General features: G+C 56.1%; 19 protein-coding genes. 7 read left to right on the forward strand and 12 right to left on the reverse strand.

What is annotated here, in order from left to right; translation table 11 throughout:
* From AC2FD8_RS19310 to AC2FD8_RS19335, 6 genes are all read right to left on the reverse strand, one after another.
* Positions 1–566, reverse strand: a 566-nt coding sequence (locus AC2FD8_RS19310; RefSeq protein WP_496858846.1) for a PLP-dependent aminotransferase family protein, incomplete at its 3' end; no start/stop codon positions are given.
* 20 nt (positions 567–586) lie between these two features.
* Positions 587–3,217, reverse strand: a complete 2,631-nt coding sequence (locus AC2FD8_RS19315) for a phosphoenolpyruvate carboxylase (RefSeq protein ID WP_496858848.1) — start codon at positions 3,215–3,217, stop codon at positions 587–589.
* Entirely contained in the window at positions 3,217–4,188 is a 972-nt protein-coding gene (locus tag AC2FD8_RS19320) for a 2-hydroxyacid dehydrogenase (RefSeq protein ID WP_496858890.1), read from the reverse strand. Before AC2FD8_RS19320 ends, AC2FD8_RS19315 begins: the two co-directional genes overlap by 1 nt.
* Positions 4,188–5,078: a succinate--CoA ligase subunit alpha gene (gene sucD / locus AC2FD8_RS19325; protein ID WP_496858850.1), complete on the reverse strand. Its 891-nt coding sequence runs from the start codon at positions 5,076–5,078 to the stop codon at positions 4,188–4,190. Before sucD ends, AC2FD8_RS19320 begins: the two co-directional genes overlap by 1 nt.
* Positions 5,078–6,274, reverse strand: a complete 1,197-nt coding sequence (locus AC2FD8_RS19330; RefSeq protein ID WP_496858852.1) for a malate--CoA ligase subunit beta — start codon at positions 6,272–6,274, stop codon at positions 5,078–5,080. The genes sucD and AC2FD8_RS19330 overlap by 1 nt, the downstream gene beginning before the upstream one ends.
* Before the next feature lie 28 nt (positions 6,275–6,302).
* On the reverse strand, positions 6,303–7,544 hold the full coding sequence (locus AC2FD8_RS19335) for a pyridoxal-phosphate-dependent aminotransferase family protein (protein ID WP_496858854.1): 1,242 nt from the start codon (positions 7,542–7,544) through the stop codon (positions 6,303–6,305).
* 250 nt (positions 7,545–7,794) lie between these two features.
* On the opposite strand from AC2FD8_RS19335, the gene AC2FD8_RS19340 reads away from it, so the two are divergent.
* A complete protein-coding gene (locus AC2FD8_RS19340; protein ID WP_496874334.1) occupies positions 7,795–8,391 on the forward strand; it encodes a LuxR C-terminal-related transcriptional regulator in 597 nt (198 codons plus the stop codon).
* Between the two features lie 410 nt (positions 8,392–8,801).
* On the opposite strand, the gene AC2FD8_RS19345 is transcribed toward AC2FD8_RS19340, so the two are convergent.
* Positions 8,802–9,392 (reverse strand): hypothetical protein, encoded by a 591-nt coding sequence (locus tag AC2FD8_RS19345; RefSeq protein ID WP_496858858.1) that lies wholly within the window; start codon positions 9,390–9,392, stop codon positions 8,802–8,804.
* A 540-nt stretch (positions 9,393–9,932) separates the two neighbouring features.
* On the opposite strand from AC2FD8_RS19345, the gene AC2FD8_RS19350 reads away from it, so the two are divergent.
* Together AC2FD8_RS19350 and AC2FD8_RS19355 are read left to right on the forward strand one after the other, a co-directional pair.
* On the forward strand, positions 9,933–10,400 hold the full coding sequence (locus AC2FD8_RS19350) for a hypothetical protein (protein WP_496858860.1): 468 nt from the start codon (positions 9,933–9,935) through the stop codon (positions 10,398–10,400).
* A 297-nt stretch (positions 10,401–10,697) separates the two neighbouring features.
* Entirely contained in the window at positions 10,698–11,249 is a 552-nt protein-coding gene (locus AC2FD8_RS19355; RefSeq protein WP_496858861.1) for a lysozyme inhibitor LprI family protein, read from the forward strand.
* A gap of 204 nt (positions 11,250–11,453) precedes the next feature.
* On the opposite strand, the gene AC2FD8_RS19360 is transcribed toward AC2FD8_RS19355, so the two are convergent.
* From AC2FD8_RS19360 to AC2FD8_RS19370, 3 genes are all read right to left on the reverse strand, one after another.
* Positions 11,454–12,029 (reverse strand): TetR/AcrR family transcriptional regulator, encoded by a 576-nt coding sequence (locus tag AC2FD8_RS19360; protein ID WP_496858863.1) that lies wholly within the window; start codon positions 12,027–12,029, stop codon positions 11,454–11,456.
* Positions 12,026–12,565, reverse strand: a complete 540-nt coding sequence (locus tag AC2FD8_RS19365; protein ID WP_496858864.1) for a dihydrofolate reductase family protein — start codon at positions 12,563–12,565, stop codon at positions 12,026–12,028. The genes AC2FD8_RS19360 and AC2FD8_RS19365 overlap by 4 nt, the downstream gene beginning before the upstream one ends.
* 72 nt (positions 12,566–12,637) lie before the next feature.
* Entirely contained in the window at positions 12,638–13,510 is an 873-nt protein-coding gene (locus tag AC2FD8_RS19370) for a LysR substrate-binding domain-containing protein (protein WP_496858865.1), read from the reverse strand.
* 133 nt (positions 13,511–13,643) lie between these two features.
* On the opposite strand from AC2FD8_RS19370, the gene AC2FD8_RS19375 reads away from it, so the two are divergent.
* Positions 13,644–15,179, forward strand: a complete 1,536-nt coding sequence (locus tag AC2FD8_RS19375; RefSeq protein WP_496874333.1) for a trimethylamine methyltransferase family protein — start codon at positions 13,644–13,646, stop codon at positions 15,177–15,179.
* A gap of 12 nt (positions 15,180–15,191) precedes the next feature.
* Positions 15,192–16,283: an aminomethyl transferase family protein gene (locus AC2FD8_RS19380; RefSeq protein ID WP_496858867.1), complete on the forward strand. Its 1,092-nt coding sequence runs from the start codon at positions 15,192–15,194 to the stop codon at positions 16,281–16,283.
* 145 nt (positions 16,284–16,428) lie between these two features.
* Here the strand turns inward: AC2FD8_RS19380 and AC2FD8_RS19385 are convergent, their stop codons facing one another.
* Complete coding sequence (locus tag AC2FD8_RS19385) at positions 16,429–17,340, reverse strand: LysR family transcriptional regulator (protein WP_496858869.1); 912 nt, start codon at positions 17,338–17,340, stop codon at positions 16,429–16,431.
* Between the two features lie 29 nt (positions 17,341–17,369).
* Here AC2FD8_RS19385 and AC2FD8_RS19390 point away from each other — a divergent pair, with 29 nt between their 5' ends.
* Together AC2FD8_RS19390 and AC2FD8_RS19395 are read left to right on the forward strand one after the other, a co-directional pair.
* On the forward strand, positions 17,370–18,401 hold the full coding sequence (locus AC2FD8_RS19390) for a permease (protein ID WP_496858871.1): 1,032 nt from the start codon (positions 17,370–17,372) through the stop codon (positions 18,399–18,401).
* Positions 18,402–18,472: 71 nt separating this feature from the next.
* Positions 18,473–19,339: a DMT family transporter gene (locus AC2FD8_RS19395; protein WP_496858873.1), complete on the forward strand. Its 867-nt coding sequence runs from the start codon at positions 18,473–18,475 to the stop codon at positions 19,337–19,339.
* Positions 19,340–19,371: 32 nt separating this feature from the next.
* On the opposite strand, the gene AC2FD8_RS19400 is transcribed toward AC2FD8_RS19395, so the two are convergent.
* Positions 19,372–20,433, reverse strand: a complete 1,062-nt coding sequence (locus tag AC2FD8_RS19400; RefSeq protein WP_496858875.1) for a GlxA family transcriptional regulator — start codon at positions 20,431–20,433, stop codon at positions 19,372–19,374.
* Between the last annotated feature and the right edge of the window lie 27 nt (positions 20,434–20,460).

Below are 20,460 nucleotides of genomic sequence, written 5' to 3' on the forward strand. Positions count from 1 at the left end.
ATCTGACGCGGGATGGCCGAGCCGCCTGCGATGATCAGCTTGGGGTTATGCTCTTTCGCCAGCGCCTCGACCTGATCATAGTCGAGCATGTTGTCTTCTTTGCGCACACCGTATTGCACCGCGTTGAACCACTTGCCCGACTGGTTCGGGCGGGCACCGTGGGTCAGGTGGCCACCGGCATCCAGCGACATGCCCAGAATGGTGTCGCCGGGCTGGATCAGCGCCTGAAACACGCCCTGGTTGGCCTGCGAGCCCGAGTTCGGCTGAACATTGGCGAATTCGCAACCAAACAATTGCTTGGCACGGTCGATGGCCAGGTTTTCGGCGATGTCGACGAACTGGCAGCCGCCATAGTAGCGGCGGCCGGGATAGCCTTCGGCGTATTTGTTGGTCATCACCGAGCCCTGCGCCTCCATCACGGCGGCAGAGACGATGTTTTCCGACGCGATCAGCTCGATCTCGTCGCGCTGACGGCCCAACTCGGACGTGATCGAGCCGAAAAGCTCAGGGTCACGGTCCGACAGGGACTGAGTGAAGAATCCATGGGTGCGTTGCGGGGCATTCACTTTGAAATCTCCTGTATTAGTTAGCCGGTCCAGCCAAGACCAGCGGAAATGGCGTTCATGGATTGCAGCAGGGGCACGGGAACCGACCCTGCCTGCGGTTCGGTTCGGGCTTGTTGCAGCAGTTCGACTTGCAATGCGTGAATGCGGGCCAACTCGGCCCGTTTTCGGTCAAACCGCTCACAAAGACGGGGAAAGCGATGACCGATGGCCTGACCGCCGGTCAGAAACTGCACAGCGTTGCAGGCACTATTATATTCCGCCTTGATCGCCTGCGAGACGCGCTGGCGGGTCTCGGTATCGGGGACCAATTCGCCGTATTGCGCGGCGATATCCATATCCGCCTGATAGAGTGATTTCTCCATCTCATCGACAGCGAGGCGGAACAGGCGGGAGCCTTGAAACATATCCTGTAGAACGTCATCGCCGCGCGCGCCTCGGAACTTGCGAAAGCTGGTCATGGCGGCGCCAAACCCGTACCAACCGGTGATCAGGTGGCGGTTCTGCGACCATGCAAAGACCCATGGAATGGCCCGTAGATCATCCAGACTGGCTGCGCCGAAGCGGCGGGTTGGCCGAGACCCGATTTTCAGGCGGGCAAGCTCTTCGACGGGGCTGGCCTGTTGGAAGTAGTCCAGAAATCCTGGCATCTGCAGAAGCGAGACATAGGCTGTCTGTGACAATTCCGACAGGGCATCCAGTGCGTCATCAAATTCGGGCCGTGAAGGCGCTTCGCTGGGGTTGGCCGTATGGCGTAGCGTGCTTGAAAGCAACAGTTCCAGATGCGCCGCAGCTGTACCGCGGTTTGCATATTTGGTCGAAACCACCTCACCTTGTTCGGTTACTCGCAGCCGACCGGCGATTGTTCCGCTGGGCTGCGCCGCGATGGCGCGTCCGGTAGGTGCGCCGCCCCGGCTGACCGAGCCGCCGCGGCCGTGAAAAAAAGTAGCCTTGAAGCCTTGCGAGGCCAGTGCCGACACGATCCGACGTTGGGCGCGCTCCAGTTCCCAAGTTGAGCAGAAATAGCCGCCATCCTTGCCGCTGTCCGAATATCCCAGCATCACCTCGATAACCTTACCACCGGTCTTGAGGCTGCGGCGTGCCAGCGGGACATCCAAAACACCCAGCAGGATCGCCGGAGCGTTGCGAAGATCGGCAATCGTCTCAAACAGCGGGACCACCGATATATCCAGAGTTTCGGATCCAAACCCGGCATAGCGGGCCAACAGGTAGACGCCGAGAATATCGTCGGCTGAACGCGTCATGGACAGGATGAACGGCCCGATTGCCTTGGGATCCGGTCCCGATCGTACACTATGAACAAGCGATAGAAGGGCCAGCAGTTCCTGGGCCTGATCGCTCAGCGTTTCGCGGGTCTGATAGGGCAGGTTCTGATCCGCCAGTTCGGTGCGCAAACGAGTAGACCATTCGGGCGTGCCATAGTCCGGTGACGGCCCGGATAGCGACCAGATTTCGGCCAAAACCTCGGTTGTGACGGTCGAATTCTGGCGGATGTCCAGAGTTGTGGTCCGGAACCCGAAAACCGACGCAGCCCGACGCAGGGGACGGATATGCCGTCGCGCCAGAATATCGGCGTTGACCGCGCATAGAGCAGCATCAAGCGCGTCAAGATCGCCCACAAATTGCGAGATATGATCATAGCCACCATCTGCCAGTAGATGGCGAATGGCATTGAGAGCTTGCCGGAACGGTTCGTTCTGATTGCGACCAGCGTTCGGTGCCCGGTCGATAATTTCCTTTACACGCGCCCTGTTTGGTTCGGGCAGGGGCAATATGAGGGCACTGATGCTCAACCTGCTTGCAGCCCGATCAAAAGCTTGACGATAAAGATCCAGAACCGTTTCACGCCCGCGTTTCAGGGCCAGTGCGGTCATCTCGGCCGTGACATTCGGGTTGCCGTCCCGGTCGCCGCCGATCCAGCTGTGAAAGCGGATGTTGGGTGTTGCGCCTAGCGTCTGGCCCAGTACATGCAGGCAGGCCTGATCGAAACGGTCCATGACCTGAGGGACAGCGTCAAAGATTGCATCGCGGAAGAATTGCAGCCCCCATTCGATCTCGTCATTCAGGCTTGGCCGCGACAGGCGGAGTTCACCGGTCAGCCACAATAGATCTATCTCGCCTTCCAGATCATTCCGCAATTCCGCGCGTTCGGTCGGGGTCCAGCGTTGCGTCTCAAGACTGACGAGGTTGCGGTAAATCCGCCGGTGAATTTCCAGAACGGTAACCCGCTTGGCCTCGGTCGGATGGGCAGTCAGGGTGGGACCGGCACATAGATCAGTGGTCAGCTTTTCCGTCTGGCTGCTTGTCAGCGACAGGTCGGACAACACCTCGGCAAACCCACCTTCTACGGCTTCGGCCCCGCTTTGGGTTTCGGTCAGGCGACGGTCCCGTACTTCGGCGTTTTCATCGATGATGCGCAGCAGTTGGAACCAGATCGACAGGGCCTGCAAATAGGGCGTTGCCTCGGGTCCGGTGGGGATGGGTTGCAGCGGCTTGGCTTCAGCCCAGGTTGCCACATGTGGGGCTCGTTTCAGCAATATGTTCCGCCACAGCGCACGCAGTTCAAGGCGCAGCCCTTCGGCATAACTCGAAAGCTCCGGGGTGCGTTGAATATTCCGGGCCAGCGCTTGCATCAGATCACCTGATCCCGTGGGGTGCGGCCTGCAAAAAAGTCGCTCAGGTTGTCGAGAACGCGGAACCCCATTGCTTCGCGGGACTCTCGCGTGGCGCTACCCAGATGAGGCAGCATCACCAGATTGTCGCATTCCAGCAGTTCCGGGCTGATCCGGGGTTCGCCATCAAAGACATCCAGCGCCGCGCCGCCAATCGTGTCGAACATCAGCGACTGTACCAGAGCGTGCTCGTCCACAACTTCGCCACGTGCGGTGTTGATAAGGTATGCGTCGGGCTTCATCAGGTCGAGCCTGCGCCCGTTGATCAGGTGCCGGTTTGCGGATCCTCCGGGGCAATGCAGCGAGACGAAATCACTTTGCGGCAGCAAATCATCGACCGTTTCGACCTGCGTTGCGTTGAACTGCTTGAGCACGTCAGTTGGCACTGTGCTGCGGTTCTGGACCAGAATTTTCATCCCAAAGCCGTGATGCGCGCGTCGTGCCATTTCCTGCCCGATGCGACCAAATCCGATGATACCAAGCGTCTTGCCGCTGACCTTTGTGCCGACAAGGTGGGTCGGACGCCAACCGGACCAGTTTCCTGCGCGCAGCTCACGTTCGCCTTCACCGGCGCGGCGGGCAACCATCAGCAGTAATGTCATGGCCAGATCGGCGGTACACTCGGACAGAACATCCGGCGTATTGGTCACTGTCATCCCAAGATTGCGCGCCGAAGGTTCGCAGATATGGCTATATCCGACGCCATAATTGGCAAGGATTTTGGTTTGTGCTGCAGGTATGTCCAGCGCTTCGGCGCTCAGCGTGTCGGTGACCGTGGGCAAAACCGCGTCATAGTGTTTTAGCGCATTGCGAATCTCCGCCGGGGACATGGGCTTGTCCCCGGTGTTCAGTGCCACGTTATAGGTTTCGGCCAGTTGCGCCTCGACGGCGGCAGGCCAGCGACGGGTAACAAGGACCGAAGGCTTGACCATCACGCAGCCTTTCCCATGACACGGGCGATTGTTTCGCCTATGACCGCCGGATTTTCAGCCACGGTCACGCCCGCTGCCGAAAGGATTTCAACCTTCTCAGAGGCGCTTTCACCAAAGGCCGAGATGATCGCACCTGCGTGACCCATGGTTCGCCCCTTTGGAGCGGTCAGACCCGCAACATAGGCGATAACTGGCTTGGTGACGTGATCGCGGATATACTCGGCCGCCTCGGCTTCTTGCGGGCCACCGATCTCGCCGATCATGGCAATGACCTCGGTGTCTTCATCCCATTCAAACCGTTCGAGAATATCACGGAACGACGACCCGTTGATCGGATCACCGCCGATCCCGACACTGGTCGACACGCCAATGCCGCGCTCTTTTAGTTGCGCTGCAGCCTCATAGCCAAGTGTGCCCGAGCGGCCAATGATGCCGACATTGCCGGGCAGATAGATATGGCCAGGCATGATCCCCAACAGCGCCTTGCCGGGGCTGATCGTTCCGGCACAGTTCGGGCCGGTCAGCACCATGCGCTTGTCCTTGGGATAGCGATACATGTAGCGTTTGACGCGGATCATGTCCTGAGCCGGAATGCCGTCGGTGATGCAAACGCAATAGCGGATACCCGCATCTGCGGCTTCCATGATCGAATCCGCCGCAAACGGGGGCGGGACAAACACAAGACTCGCATCCGCCCCGGTGGCTTCGACGGCCTGTTTGACGGTGTCAAATACGGGCACACCCTCAACGGTTTCGCCGCCTTTTCCGGGAACGACGCCGCCGACTACATTGGTACCATATTCCAGCATGTCCTTGGTATGAAAGCGCGCCATGCGTCCAGTGATACCTTGCACGATAACGCGCGTGTCGCGGTCGAGAAGAATGCTCATTATACAGCCCTCACCTTGGTGTTTTGGGTCAGATCGTTCTGCCAAGCGCCAACCGCCCGTTCAGCAGCTTCCATAAGAGTCGTGGCCCGAATAATCGGAAGGCCAGATTTGGCGAGTATCTTTTGGCCTTCTTCGACATTCGTCCCGGCAAGACGCACAATAACGGGGAGGTCGATTTCCAACTCGCGCAAGGCCTGCACGACCCCTTCGGCCACCCAATCGCAGCGGTTGATACCGGCAAAGATGTTGACCAGTACGGCCTGAACGTTCTTGTCGGACAGCACCAGACGGAAGGCTTTTGCCACTCGTTCCGGCGAGGCGCCGCCGCCAATATCGAGGAAGTTCGCAGGCTCTCCACCGGCCAATTTGATCGTGTCCATGGTGGCCATTGCCAGCCCGGCACCGTTCACGATACAGCCGATATTGCCCTCAAGGCCCACATAGGACAGCCCCCGATCCGCCGCACGACTTTCGCGTGGGTCTTCCTGGCTTTTATCGCGCAGTTCCGAAATTTGCGGATGGCGAAACAGCGCGTTGTCATCAAAGCTCATCTTGGCGTCCAGCGCCAGGACGCGGTCGTCCCCGGTGATGACCAGAGGGTTTATTTCAACCATGGTCGCATCCAATTCGCTGAACGCAGCATAGCAACCTTGCAATGTCCGGACCATTTGCTGAACCAAACGGGCTTCTAAGCCCAGGTTGAACGCGATTTCGCGCGCCTGAAACTCTTGCAATCCAACAGCGGGTTCCACGATCGAGCGCACGATGCTGTCAGGACGTTCGGCGGAAATCTCTTCAATCTCCATTCCACCTTCCGACGAGGCTACGATCATGACCCGCTGGCTGGAGCGGTCCAAAACAAAACCCAGATAAATCTCGCGATCGATCGGCACGGCGGATTCGACATAAACACGATAGATACCCTTGCCCTCGGGCCCGGTCTGATGAGTCACCAGCTTGCGACCGAACATCTCGTCGCAGGCCTCTTGGATCTCGTTTTCGCTATTACACAGTTTGACGCCGCCTGCCTTGCCGCGTCCTCCAGCATGGACCTGTGCCTTAACGATCCACTTGTCGCCGCCCAATTCGCGCGCGCGGTACGCAGCCTGTTCGGGGCTGTAGGCCAGCGCACCCGAAGGAATGGCGACGCCAAAGTTTGAAAGAACCTCTTTCGCTTGGTATTCATGAATGTCCATCTGCAATCCTCCCGTTCATGCAGTGCGGTTACGCAGCGATCGACGTGCCGTATCGGCTTTCGAGCAGCGCCTCGATTTCTTCAAAATTAACCTCGCCGCCCAGTTCTCGCATGGCTTCGGCAAACAGGCGCACGATCCGGCTGACGGCTTTTCGGTTCAACTGATTGAGGATGCCGATGCGGACCTGTACCGGTGCGCTGAGCGTCGGCCAGATGCCAAACCCCCGCGCCCGGCAGTTCTGTACCAGTTCCATCTCGCGCCCGGCCAGTTCTGGCGGCAGGTTGAGGACCAGAAGGCTGGGCATATCTGAAGTCACTTCGCATCCCATCACGGTTACGGCGTCACGCAGCACCTTTTCATGCGTGCGGTACGAGCCCGACCGCTTTGCCAATCCTTCCGTCAGCGTCAGACGAAGGGATTCATGGAAGGCGGCCACAGCGTAGCCGGAATGGGTCCGGTGATAGGTACCTTTTTCGACGTCCTGCCCATCGACGATTCCCCAATGACGGGCCTCGAAAATGGGATTGTGGACATAGCTGTAGGCACCTGTTGATTTCAGGCTGTCGATGTATTCGTCGGAAAAGCTGACCGGCGCATAGGTCAATGGCAAGCAGCACAGGCCCTTTTGCGGGCAAGAGGCCCAGCCAGCGATGCCCCGATAGTCGTCGATCCGGAAATCCTCGACACCCAAAGATGAAACGGCATCGATCAGACCCATTGCGCCGTGACGTTCACAGGCATCCGAGAACCCGCGCAGATCATTGATACGACCTGAACCCGTTTCCCAATGCGCCATGAACGCCCATTTGGGCTTGTGCTCGGCCAGTGCGGCGTCGACCATTTCACCGGTCACCGATTGGCCATGCGGCACGTCGATGACGGTGACACTGGCTGCCTGCGGGTCCAGAGTGTTGGCGGCATGCTCTTCCGGCGTTGCGGCCTTGATGCGAAGGGTCAGCGTGTCGATGCCTGAAAATGTGCCGTTGTTAAATGCAACAACCTTGTCGCCGGGCATGACGGCCGAGAACATGGTGTCCAGCGCGCTCCAGCCGGTGCCTGCGACTGCGAAGGTATATGTATTCGAAGTGCCCCAGATCTCGCGCAGCATGTGCTTGCATTCCACCATGCCGCGCAGAACGTCGCCCTGCATGTGATCCGCGACTCCGGCGTTGGAGAAGGCCTGCAGAACGCGAGCGTCGGTGTTACCTGGCCCCGGACCAGCAGCCAGCGTCTCAGGGATTTCTAGCGTGGGATAAATCTGGAAAGTCATTCGATCCTCCTTGATCGTCGGGGTGTCGACCACGCCCAAATATCGTGTTGTGGATCAGAAAAGCGTTGCTTGCTTCATCGCGCAACGTAACTTACTACTGGTTTGGGACTTCTAATAGTATGGGGTAAAAACTACCCGTTTTGGCAAGAATGCCGGTGTATACCAAGAAATTCCCTATACGTATGGGTAGTTTTTCTGAATTTTGGGTGTAAAATCAATGACAGAGCCTTCACAGCAACCGATTGACGTTATGCTTGCCGACAACAATCCGCTTGTATTGTCGGCCATGTCAGAGATTTTTGAACGCGATCCGCGATTCTCTCTGGTTGCTACATCTGCAACCGCCGAAGGCTTCCTGGGCGCGGTCATGAGAGTACCGGTAAAGGTCTGCGTGATTGCCTGGAATTTGCCGGTCCTGGGTGCAGCCAAACTGATCGAAGTTTTGCGTGAACAGGAAAACGCGCCCCGATTTGTGGTTTATGGCGATGAAGCGGGGGAAGTCCCGCGCCTTGCAATGCAGGCTGGCGCAGCGGGGTTCGCTTCGCGGTCGGGTGAGGTTGAGCGCCTGTTGGAAACCTGCGCAGACGTAGCGGCTGGCAAAATGGTGTTCCCATTCATCGACGTTCGAAAAATGCAGAGAGACCCGATCCATACCCTGTCACGTAAAGAGCGCATCATACTTGAAGCACTGGCCAAAGGCTTGTCGAACCGCGATCTTTCGAAAGACCTGCAAATCTCAACCAACACTGTCAAGTTTCACCTGTCCAATATATACGAAAAGCTCTCAGTCAAAAATCGGGCTCAAGCGATTGCATTCTTTTACTCTTCTGGCGCAGCCTCAGATTAGTTGAATTGCACCAATAACCGAGTGTGTACAATCGAACCCGCAACGTCCGCGTGAAATTTCAATTGTGTGAAATACTCTAGACCAAATGCCCTCCATCTAAGGTCAAGATGGTTCGCGTGATGAAGTCCGGGCAGTTTTCTCAAAGCCGCAGGCGCGCAGCAGGCGAAAGCTCTACGACCTTTAAACCGCTGTTCGACGCGACGCTCACTTGCCCGTTATTCCAAGCATAGACTGGCGTTTGTCACTCTCAGCAACAATGCGGCCCAGATCCTCGCGTTTATGGGCTCGGCCAGACCGTTTCATACCTCACAAGAGGTCATCCACTTGCACCCATACGCCGGGGCCAAGACTTAACCCGACCGGCTCTGGCTCGTGGCGTAAGATGCGTGAGAACAATTTGCTTTCTTTGTTCATGAGTTTGATCTGTCGTCTACAGCCGATGCTGTCTTATCTGACAGCGCGATCAGGCGGTCCATCTCGGATCGAAGTTTCTTTGTGCACTCTGCATAATCTTTAGACCAGATCGTTAGCCCGGCATAGACACCTGCTACCAAGACGACGACGTATATTTGCAGCGCCGGAGCTGAGAACGCGTTGTCACCTAGCCCTATCGCGTCGAGGATTGCGAACCACGGGAAAAGCCCCGGCAAAGCACAGAGCAGACTGAACACAAATGTATCTAACAAACGTGCCTGAACAGATGTTCGAACGGTCAATTCACGACCTTCGTGAACAATCCTGGTTGTCATGTTGGCAAAGGCAATTGGTTTTTCGTTACTTCGACGGATGACGACGGTAACATCATGACCAGGTTGGGCGGCTTCAAACAGATCCCCCTGAAACTGATGCTCTCGTCCCGATGCATCTCGCGACCACAGCTCAGGGGTCTTATTGATCTTTCCATATCCTGATGAACGGTTCACGTGAACTGAATGAAATTGCTCTTTCCAAGCGGTTACGACGCCGTGAACGACTTTCAGCTGACCACGTTCTATCCTCATGTTGCTAAAAGCCCTGCTTGCACGAAAGGTGTCATCTGCTCTCGCTGTGCCACCAACTCGGCGACTTCGCGGGCAAGGTGCAGGCAACTTATTTGCCATTCACCGTTTGATACGGATATGGGAACGACACCGACAGATCGGGTGTTATAGGACAATTCAGCCCTTAGCACTGTCAGTGGAGCGAATGCTTCACGAACCTCACTTGGCCGCTCTGGCCCCGCAACGAGACATCTCAGGGTGTGGTGCCGATCCATAAACTCATCGGGTAGCGCTTCTCGAACCGTAATGGCGTCGGAGGATGTCTGGGCCGGAACAATCAAAAGCGAGGATTGTCCAGCGGCCTCAAATACAGACGCAGCCTGATGGGCTGGGGTATCAATGACAACGTAGTGCCAACGGGAAATCAGGTCAGTTCACATCTGTCACGGTCGGAAAAATGCCGGGGCGGCAGATCATTATCTACGATAAACGACGTGAAGTGATCGATAAGAAGAAGCCTATTTGGTGGGATATCGGAACGCTAACCTAGAGCGAGATGGATTGACCCCTTTAGACTACTCCGAGGCGTCTCAGAGCCGCGTGTGGCGTGTTGAGGTGCGTGCTGGGAAGAATTTACTCAAGGATCGCTGGCAAATTAGGACATGGCCTCAATTCGACGCAATGTTCGGCGATGTCATTTCCGAGGCGCTAAAGAAGATACGCTACTGCGAACCTGATCCTGATGATGGCAACCGCGCGCGTTGGTCTAACCATAAAATTTGGGACTTGGTTGCTGGATCATCAGAGGATGACCTGCTGGAAATGCGCAGCCACGTCGATGCAACAAGCGTCAAGCACGTACATCGGAATGAGCAAGTTAGGTTAATAACAGCGCAACTGGCAGGCCTTGGAATTACACTAGCCGCACTTGAAGACATCCACGAAAGTGAGCTGAGTGATTTCATGGAAAGTGTTGGAGGCAGGCTCGCAGAGAATGTACAGGCTAACCCCGAGCGCGCAGCAAACTAGCTGCATGAAGCGAAGAACAGGTATCGGTTTATAGTGTGAATCACTGACAAGTAACCACCTCTTTTGTGACGTAACCATTTGGGCAGTTTGAACCCCCCCAAAACTGGACCTTCGCCTCCACGTTTATCTTTCTTACGCAGAGAGCCGTGATGCGGGCGTGGCGGGTACGCGCCTCGCATCGTTCAACCGCAAGAAGTGCTTGACGGCAGAGTCCCGTCCGACCATTTTCCCATCAAGCAGCAACCCACTTGGGGAATGCTGGGTCAATCTCACGCAAAAAATTGTAAGGAAATACATATGCTTAAACGGTTACTGACTATTGGGTTTACGATTATCGGAACCAGTGCGCATGCCTATGACTCGGAGGCAGCCGTCGCCGAATACGACAAATCCTATCTTAAGGTTGAGGAGTGTTTTGAAAGTGATTCAACTAATCGCGAAGCATGTGTCATATCTGGCATTCGAGAGTGCGTGAAAGACTTGGAAGAAGTTCTCGAAAGCAAAGGTCTCTACATACCCGGAGGAGCCGCAGTGTCCCCTCACGAGTATTGTAACTTCATCGGATTGGAACGAGCAGACGAACATCTTAACGCTGTTTATCAACGCCTAATGAAACAAGGACCACTGGGATCTCAGGACGAAGAAAGGATAGACGAGGAAGGGGTAGCCGATCTGCGCGCTGCTCAGCGCCTCTGGCTTCAGTTCGCGAATGAAATGTGTTCCGAAGACAATATTGTTGGTTGGCATAAGGGAGGCTCGGGCTGGGGCGCGGTATTGGCTGAATGCACCACGCGCCTTTCAATCCAGCAGGCTGATAACTTAGATCGGTACTTTACCATCGGCCATTAAGGTTGGCGGTCCATGAGTGGGTTAAACCAGATTCCCAACACTGAAGCTTGTACCTTCGGCCCAAAGCTGCCGCCCACCCGCCGGTCCAGATGCTGCAGTCACAGCCCGCATTGTCGCCATTCGCTGCAGGCGCGAAGATACAGCCCAATGTGTTGTTCACATCGATAAAATATCCGTGGAACGCTCCTCCGAGGCGCGTGTTTTTCATTTGATGGTCTCGCGGTCGCCAGCCGCTCGACAGAGAATCCAGTCGATACCGCGCAGATAGTCTTCCGATGTCAGTGGATTGTTTGCTCCGCTGGAAGCTGAGAGCACAAACCCGTGCGCATAGTCGATCAGCAGGTGAGCAAGAACATCACCGCCATCGCTGTATTCAAGCTGGTCCGTGCTGGCCTTCAAGTTCGCTGCCACGTCTGTCAAATCCGCGCTCATCAGCGTCACATCCTCAAGGATCACGCGCAGAAGGTTGGCGTTCTTCAAGGCGTAACCGTAGTAGATCGCCATGATGCTTCGGGCCCGCTCGACCGGCGTGCCCCCCTCCACGCCATCCAGTACGCCAGCGAATGCATGCTCCACGAGATCGGACAGAAGCTGTTTCTTGGTGCCAGCGTGGTAAGTTACCGCCATCGGGGTGACCCCAAGGCGATCCGCAAGCATGCGAAACGACAGCGCGTCAACACCCTTGTCCTGGACGATCGGCAAGGCACTCTTCAGGATCAATTGCTTTGAAAGACGCTGAGCGGCCTTCGGCGGCCGCCCGAGTGACGACGCCTTTGTCACGCGGCTTTCAACCTGTAATCGAGGTCCACCAGTCCCGAAGGAAAGCTGCTGACCGACACCAGTTCCAGATCGACGTCGCCCTCGGTCTCGCCAAATATCCGGATGCCCTCACCTATCAGGATGGGAACCAGTGTGATCCGCATGTCCTCAACCAGCCCGGCTTTCAGGAACGAGCGAATGATGGCACCGCCATCCACATAGACACGATGGAACCCCCGCGCCTCAAAGCTCGCCATCAAGTCTTCGGGTGCCAAGTCTGACACATCAACTTTGCAGTGCAGATCGTCTGGGATGTCGTCGGCATTCATCGCTCGACTAAGAACGACCACCGGTTTGGCATAGGGCCAGGCTCCGAAACCCAGCACTGTCCGGTAAGATCCAGACCCCATGACAATCACATCGACACTGTCCTGAAAGGCGACGAACCCGTGATCTTCTTCCGCGGTCGGTTGCTTTTCCAACCAGTCCAACCTGTGATCAGGCCGGGCAACGAAGCCATCCAGGCTCATCGCCATCATGATATGTCCTGTGGGCATCCTCCGGGTCTCCTGCAAATATATTGTACGACATATAATAAAATCTAAATCAATGCTCAAGGGGAAGTATTGTCAGGCCTCGCCTAGAATCCAGTCTGAAAAAGCCGCCACTGCTTCACTCAAAGCAGCGCTGTGGGCTTGAACCAGAAAATATCCGTATTCGGGCACAATGGTTTCGGACAATCGAAAGAGCCGTTCCGCCTTCAAATCGTCTCGAACCAGATCATCCATCAAAGCGATCCCCTGCCCGTCGATCACCGCCTGCACCCGGACGTTCGGGTCAGGAACAATCAGCACTTCACGCCTTACTTGCTGGGGAAGCGCTGCTGCATTAAGCCAATCAGACCAGGCGCTGCTGTCATTACGATCTCTCAGCAGGGTCAGGTTCGATATGGCCTCTTCCATTCCAAGTCGGCTCACCAAATCGGCTGTCGCCCGATCGCCGACGGGATAGGGAGGTATGGGCATGAAGGGTGTCACGGTGCCGTCCTTCCAAGTCCCGTTGCCCCATCTGATCGCCAAATCCACACCCTGCAACTCGGCTTCCGAAAACTCGATCATCGGCTGAATGCGAAGCTGCACGTCAGGGTGGCTTTGCATGAAGGTCATTAGACGTGGCGACAGCCATCGCGCCGCGAAATAGGTTGAAACCCCGACAGTCAGAGAGAGGGTCGAGACCCCCTTTAGCATTTGAATTTCGGTTTCAATCTCATCGTATCGGCTCTGGCAGATCGCCAGCAGTTTAAGCCCTTCTCCGGTCAGAGTGACGCCGCGCGTGGTGCGCTGGAACAGGCTCATTCCCAGATCGGCCTCAAGCGTTTTGATCTGATAGCTGATCGCGCCTTTCGTCATATTGAGCGCCGATGCCGCCGTCGAAAAGCTGGAATGGCGAGCGATCTCGGCAAAAAGCCGCAGCAGATCATGGTGATGAAAACGGGCAGTCATATGTTAGCGTATAATTTATTTATACGCTGGGAACAAAAATTTTTCATTTCCAAGCAATTTTTTATGAACATCATCTTTGTGCAGGGCCGAGAAAGAAGAGAGAGCGTTGGAACCATTGAACGCAACCGCAGACATGCCAGCGCCTCAGGGTCGCCGCAGCGGCGCGCGCCGTGGCCGTTTGTCCCGTCAAAACGCGCCGTGCGAGAGCACGCCGTTTACCGGCCGCAAGATACCTGCATATGGTTTGCTAAATGAAACGGCTTTGGCCCGTATCGAAGAACAAGCGGACTGGATATCGGACAAGATCGGTGTCGAGTTCCGTGGTGACCAAACGGCGCTGGATCTCTTCGCCCAAGCGGGCGCACGGGTTGACGGTGAACGAGTGAGGTTTGAACCAGGTCACGTTCGCGCGCTTTGCTCTACCGCCCCTGCTGAGTTTCATCTGCATGCCCGCCACCCGGCCAAGACCGTAATACTTGGCGGCGACAACGTTGTGCTGATGCCGGGATATGGCTCGCCGTTTGTCAGCGACCTGGCGAAGGGTCGGCGTTATGCGACGCTGGAGGATTTCCGCAATTTCGTGAAGCTGGCCTATCTTGCGCCCACCTTACACCATTCGGGTGGTACAGTTGTCGAGCCAACAGATGTTCCGGTGAACAAGCGCCACCTCGACATGATGCTGGCGCATCTGACGCTCTCGACCAAGCCCTTTATGGGCTCTGTCACAGCGCCTTCGCGCGCGCGCGACAGTATCGAAATGGCACGGATCGTCTTCGGCCGCGACGTCATGGAACACCACGCAGTGATGCAGGCCAATATCAACGTCAACTCGCCGCTGATCTATGATGACACCATGTCTTCGGCCCTGCGTATCTATGCAGAGGCAGGCCAGTGCGTTTGTGTGTCGCCCGCAATTTTTGCAGGCGCCATGGGGCCACTTTCCCCGGCTGCGGTGGCGGCACAAACGCTAGCCGAAGCCATGGTGGGCATCGCTCTTGCGCAACTTGTGTGCCCCGGTTGTCCGGTGGTCTTCGGGTCATTCCACTCCAGCATGAATCTGCGCACAGGTGCGCTGACCTTTGGATCGCCCGAGGCGAACATGACCACGATGGCCCTGACACAACTGGGCCGAAGGCTTGGCGTGCCGGTGCGCTCTGGCGGGGGGCAGATCACCGCATCCAACGCACCGGATGGGCAAGCCATGCAGGACAGCACCGGCGCGATGTGGTCAACGCTACTCTCTGGGGCGCACCAAGTCTGGCATGCAGCGGGCTGGCTCGAAGGCGGTCTCGTGATGTCCTACGAGAAATTCATCATGGATCTCGACCATTGCGGCGCGATGCTGAAACTCTTGCAGGGCTTCGACACCGATGAGGAGGCCTTTGGCCGGGACGCCTATTTCGAATCCGGTCCGGGGCAGAATTTCCTGTCGACCAGTCATACGCTGCGCCACTACACGACGGCGAATTTTGAACCAGAGATAGCTGACGCCGGGCCATTCGAGACCTGGTCGGAAAACGGCGCACTGACCGCTGATCAACGTGCCACCGCGCGGTGGCATCAGATGTTGAACGACTATCAACAACCCGAAATAGAACCCGGCATCCAGACAGCGCTTGAGGACTTCGTATCCGAACGCAAAGCGCAGATGCCGGACGAATGGTACTAGAAAGGAACACCCGTGACCGAAGAACTCAGCCGCACTTCCGCCCTTGCCTCCCGCCACACAGCCCTTGGATCGGGGCTGGAGGATTGGAATGGCATGGGAACGGCCTGGACCTACAACACCGATCCCAACGATGAACATGATGCGGTGCGCGAGCGTGCGGGCATGTTCGATATGTCGCCTTTGAAAAAGGTATTCGTGCGCGGTCCAGACGTTCAGGCGGTTCTCGATCACCTGACCACACGCGATCTTTCCAAGGTAACGCCGGGAAAGGCGGCCTACCTTTGCGTTCTGACCGATCAGGGCGGGATCGCCGATGACGCGATCGTGTCGAATAACGGAGGGGACGAATGGATGATCGTGCATGGTTCAGGCGACACGATGGCGCTCTTGCAGGCGTCCGCAGAAGGGCAGGATGTGCAGGTCGAATTCACCGATGATCTGCATGATCTGTCGGTTCAGGGGCCAGCCTCGTTGGATATTCTAAACGCGCATGCGGATATCGACCTGAGCACTCTGGCCTATTTCGAACACGCGCCTACGGTGCTCTTCGGCCATCCTTGCCGCATCTCGCGCACCGGGTACTCTGGCGAACGCGGCTACGAGATTTTCGCTGATGGCTCGGTGATCACCGACATCTGGGACAAGCTGGCCGAGGCAGGCGTCATGCCCTGCTCCTTCACCGCCTTGGATAAGGTGCGGATCGAGGCGGGGCTGCTGTTTTATGGCTTCGACATGACCGAAGACAACACCCCCTGGGAAGTGGGCCTGGGCTTCACAGTGAGCAGCTCCAAGAGTGATTTCCGCGGCAAATCGGCGGTCATGGCGGCGAAAGGCGCTGAGAGGGTCAACAACGTTTGCCTCGACATCGACCATCCAGACATGGTCGAAGGCGGTGAAACCCTGATCTTGGACGGTCAGAATGTCGGCACCATCAACAGCCCCTGCTATTCGCACCGGATGGGCAAATTCCTGGCCCTGGCACATGTTCAGCCAGGAATTGCCGCTGGAACCACGCTCAGGGTCTCGGGGAATGATGTCGCGACAGATGCAACCATTGTGTCCAGCCCGATATACGACCCGGACAAAACGCGCACTCACGAATAGAATGGCATCGGCATCCGGCCCATAAGCGACATTTAGCGCTAGTTACAAATGCTGCGGTCGCAGCCCACTTACCGGGCACTCGACTCAGCGCCGGCCTCCCAAACCTCAACAGGTTTCGGCAGATAGTATAACTGTGAAACTTTGATCATCCGAACTCAAAAGCCCGACGGATTGTCTGACACATTGCATCGCAGATCGGTCCGTTAGCCTGATGTGCCCGTTGCAAGACAAGGAAAGTCGAACTGCTGGCTGGGAGCTGCGGAAGCGGTCGCACTCCATCGATATCATCCGACGACCTTAGCAAGCCCACCGCGATGCCTGCCTGAACTGCAGATCGAACACCGACCGCACTCTCGCTAGAAAATATCACCTGATAGTTCTGCCCGAGTTCTTCTAGTCCGGATAACGCCAGATCATGCCACCAGCAGTCGCGGTCAAACAGGGCAATTGGCAAGGGATCAGCCTCTGAAAAATCACTATCTTGAGCACACATCCAGACCAAGTGATCCTCACGCAAGACTTCATCGAGGTTATTGGGACGCTGCACTTCGTGAATTGCCATGTCGAGATCACCGTTCTTCAACGCGGCCTCAAATTTGGAACCAAATGCGCACTGTACCTCAAGCTCAACGTCTGGGTGAAGGGCGGCGAATTTAGAGATGATACCAGTCAATTCTTGGCGACTGTGATCATCGGTCATTCCAATACGAAGTTTGCCCTTCAATCCGCCACCACGCAGCTCATTCAGGGTGGTGTCGAGTGATTGCACAACGTTTCGGGCGATCGGGAGCAATTTTTCTCCGACCACCGTCAGAGTGACACCACGCCCATGTCGGCGAAAAACCGGTTGTCCAATGACCTCTTCCAATTGTCTGATCTGTAGGCTTGTCGCAGATTGTGACCGTCCAATTCGGTCCGCCCCGCCGGTCATGCTCCCGGCCTCATTTATGGCGAGGAAAGTTCGAAGGTGATCGCTGCTCAAGTTTGCCAAGATATATAAATTTCCTATGGTTGATTTACGAATAACGCGCTTCTCAAATATCTGTCCAGTCCCCATACTCCGAGTTGAAGAGATAGGAGATCGGTATGTCTGTTATGGAAATCGTTCAAAGCGCACGACCTAAGATGGCACATTTCTATGGCTCTATGGGACTGGCGCTTGCCGTATTGGTCGCCCGAAACCCTGCATATGCTCTGGAAGTGGTGAAGTTTGTTGTGCTTGGTTTAATCCATGTCGCCCCACTGGTCATTCCAGGCATCTTGTTGGCTGCCTGGATTACGGCAAGTGGAGCCAGTCGAAATGTGACAAGAGTTTTCCAAGGTCGCCCTGTCTACACCGTGTTGGGAGCTACCGTTGTTGGGGCGTTACTACCAGTCTGTGGTGTTACGGTCTTGCCGTTAATGGCCGGGTTGCTTGCTGCCGGCGTCCCATTAGCACCTGTCATGGCGTTTTGGCTTGCCTCGCCAATCACCGGCCCTGCGTTACTAACCGCAACCGCAGCAACCTTGGGATGGGAGTTTGCTGTTGGTAAGGCCCTTGCCGCGATAGGGTTGGGCCTTTTTGGGGGTGGCATGACGGTCCTATTTGCTCGCAACACTTGGGCCAAATCGCCGCTGCGCACCAACAGGATAGTCGGCTCGCTAGGTGGGCAGTGCTGCGGTACCGAAACCAGCGATCCTACCTTTGACCTACGTTTTTGGCGTGATCCGTCCCGGCGACAGCAGTTCTCGCGGGAATGCTGGTCGATCACCCGGTTGATCCTAGTGGTACTGGCCCCAGCATTTGCTGCTGAACACCTTCTGAATGATTGGCTGGAGCCTGATGCAGTGGCCGCCTACGTGGGTCATGACAGCGCCTTTGCCGTACCACTTGCGGTCATTGTCGGCGGCCCGGCCTACATCGATGGCTATGCCGCATTGCCGCTTACACGAGCCCTATTGGAACATGGGATGTCGTCCGGTGCCGCCATGGCTTTTCTCGTCTCTGGCGGCGTTGTCAGCATATGGGGGGCGATGGCGATCTTCCCGGTACTGAAACTGAAGCCATTCCTACTTTACCTTGGGCTGGCGTCTGTAGGTTCAATGATCTCAGGTTGGGTGTTTGGTGCATTTTTCTGAAACTTGCCCCCAAGGTGGGCCAGCAAACATTGGGCTGAACCTTTCAAACAATCATCGGCGAAGGACACAACGTGCAGACAGCCAGCGGCAAGATCAATGGGGCCATATGGATTTTGATCGCTGCATTGTGCTTTGCCCTGATGAATGCGCTTGCCAAAGAAACTACGCAGACAGTTGGATGCGTCATACCGGTAATTCAATTGACTTTTGCGCGATATGCCGTGGCCGCTTTGGTTTTGTTGCCGCTTGTTCTAAGCAGCAAATCACGTTGGAGACCAACCTATCCGGAACGGTATTTGGTCAGAACCATCGCCGGGTTCGGCGGGATCGTCCTGATGTTCGTTGCGGTGACTTTTGTTCCTTTGGCGGCAGCGACAGCTATCGGATTTACAAGCCCCATCTTCGCGATGTTGTTCGCAACATGGTTGTTGTCAGAGCACATGAACAGACGCTGCTGGGCAATAACTTGCTTAGGGCTCGCAGGAGCCATAGTGATCGCGGGGCCTGATGGTTCGGGAGTATCTTGGGCGGGACTAATCCCCTTTGCCGCGGCCATATTCATGGGTGCCGAAGTTACTTCAATCAAATGGCTCAGCCAGTCGCCAGATCATGCCATCACCATTGTTTTTTACAGCAATCTGGCCGGGGCGTTGTTGGCCTTGATTGGGGCATTCCCTGTTTGGGTGGGACCGACTTTGCATCAACTGGGATTGCTGGTGCTACTCGGGTCGGTCGCTGTGATAGGTCAATATTGCGTCTTGCGAGGAACTCGATTGGCCGATGCAAGCTTTCTGGCACCGTTCTTCTATGCCTCTTTGGTCTATTCTGCAGTGCTCGGTTTTGTCTTTTTTGCGGAGGCTCCCACGCTAGCGACCATCATCGGTTCCCTGGTTATCGTGTCCAGTGCATTCCTGCTCGCAAGAGAAGCCAAGATATAGAAATCCTGAAGTTTATCGGTATGAATGGTTCGCTACTCCGCGAGAGCTTCGCCGAATGTTTCGCGATACGCCATTGGCGAAGTACCAACGTGACGATGAAAAGCACGCCTGAGACGTTGTTCTTCGACGAATCCGGTGTCCCGCGCAATTTCCGCCAAAGAACGGTGCCCTTTTATCAGCATTCGTTTAGCTGCATTGACCCGCATCATCTCGACTGTTTTTGCGGGAGTGAATCCAATGCTGTTCTTGTACCTTCGCGAAAAATTGCGCGGACTCATGCCCACTCGCTCCGCAAGTCTCGTCACGCTGAGCTCACTTTGAAGGTGCCCGGCGATCCAGGCATGAAGATCAGCGAAGTGACCACCTTCCTCAGCGGACTGAATCGTCAGGATGTCACTGAATTGCGATTGCCCACCGGGACGCTTGAAGAACACCACCAGCGTCTGTGCCACCTGCATAGCGGCCTCGTGTCCCATATCTTCTTCGATCATGGCAAGCGCCAAATCGATACCTGCTGTCACCCCGGCCGAGGACCAGATATTTCCGTGCCGGATAAAGAGCGGGTCACGCTTTACCTGAATGTTTGGGAACCGGTTTTGCAGTTCTTCAACGTGCCGCCAATGGGTCGTGGCGCTGAGCCCATCCAACAGACCGGCAGCGGCGATCAGAAAAGTACCCATGCAAGTCGAGGCAACACGCCTGCTGTCAGATTTGCGCTGTCTGATCCAGGCCACGAAATCCTCGTGCTCTACAGCATCAAAAACTCCGTCCCCACCCGCCACAATGACCGTATCGATTGGAAGCATCGCTGCTTGCTTCAAAGAAACGCTGCCCAGGTCCACCATGCAGTCCGTGGGCACTATCCCACCATCAGGGGAAGCTACCACCACATCAAAGACGCGCTGACCCCGCGCAGCCTCAGTGTTGTTAGCGCTGGAAAAGGCCTGGATCGGCCCTGTGACATCCAGAAGTGTGACGCCGGGATAGATCACAAATACCACGCGCTTGATGCCCGGGTTGGCACCTCCACTAATGTTGTCTGTTTTTGACCGCATATTGTCATTTAAGCCAAACACTTGGGCTTGTAAATCCATCTAGCTGCACTCGAACTGAAAGACCGT

It is taken from the genome of Ruegeria sp. YTSC192 (assembly GCF_059609705.1).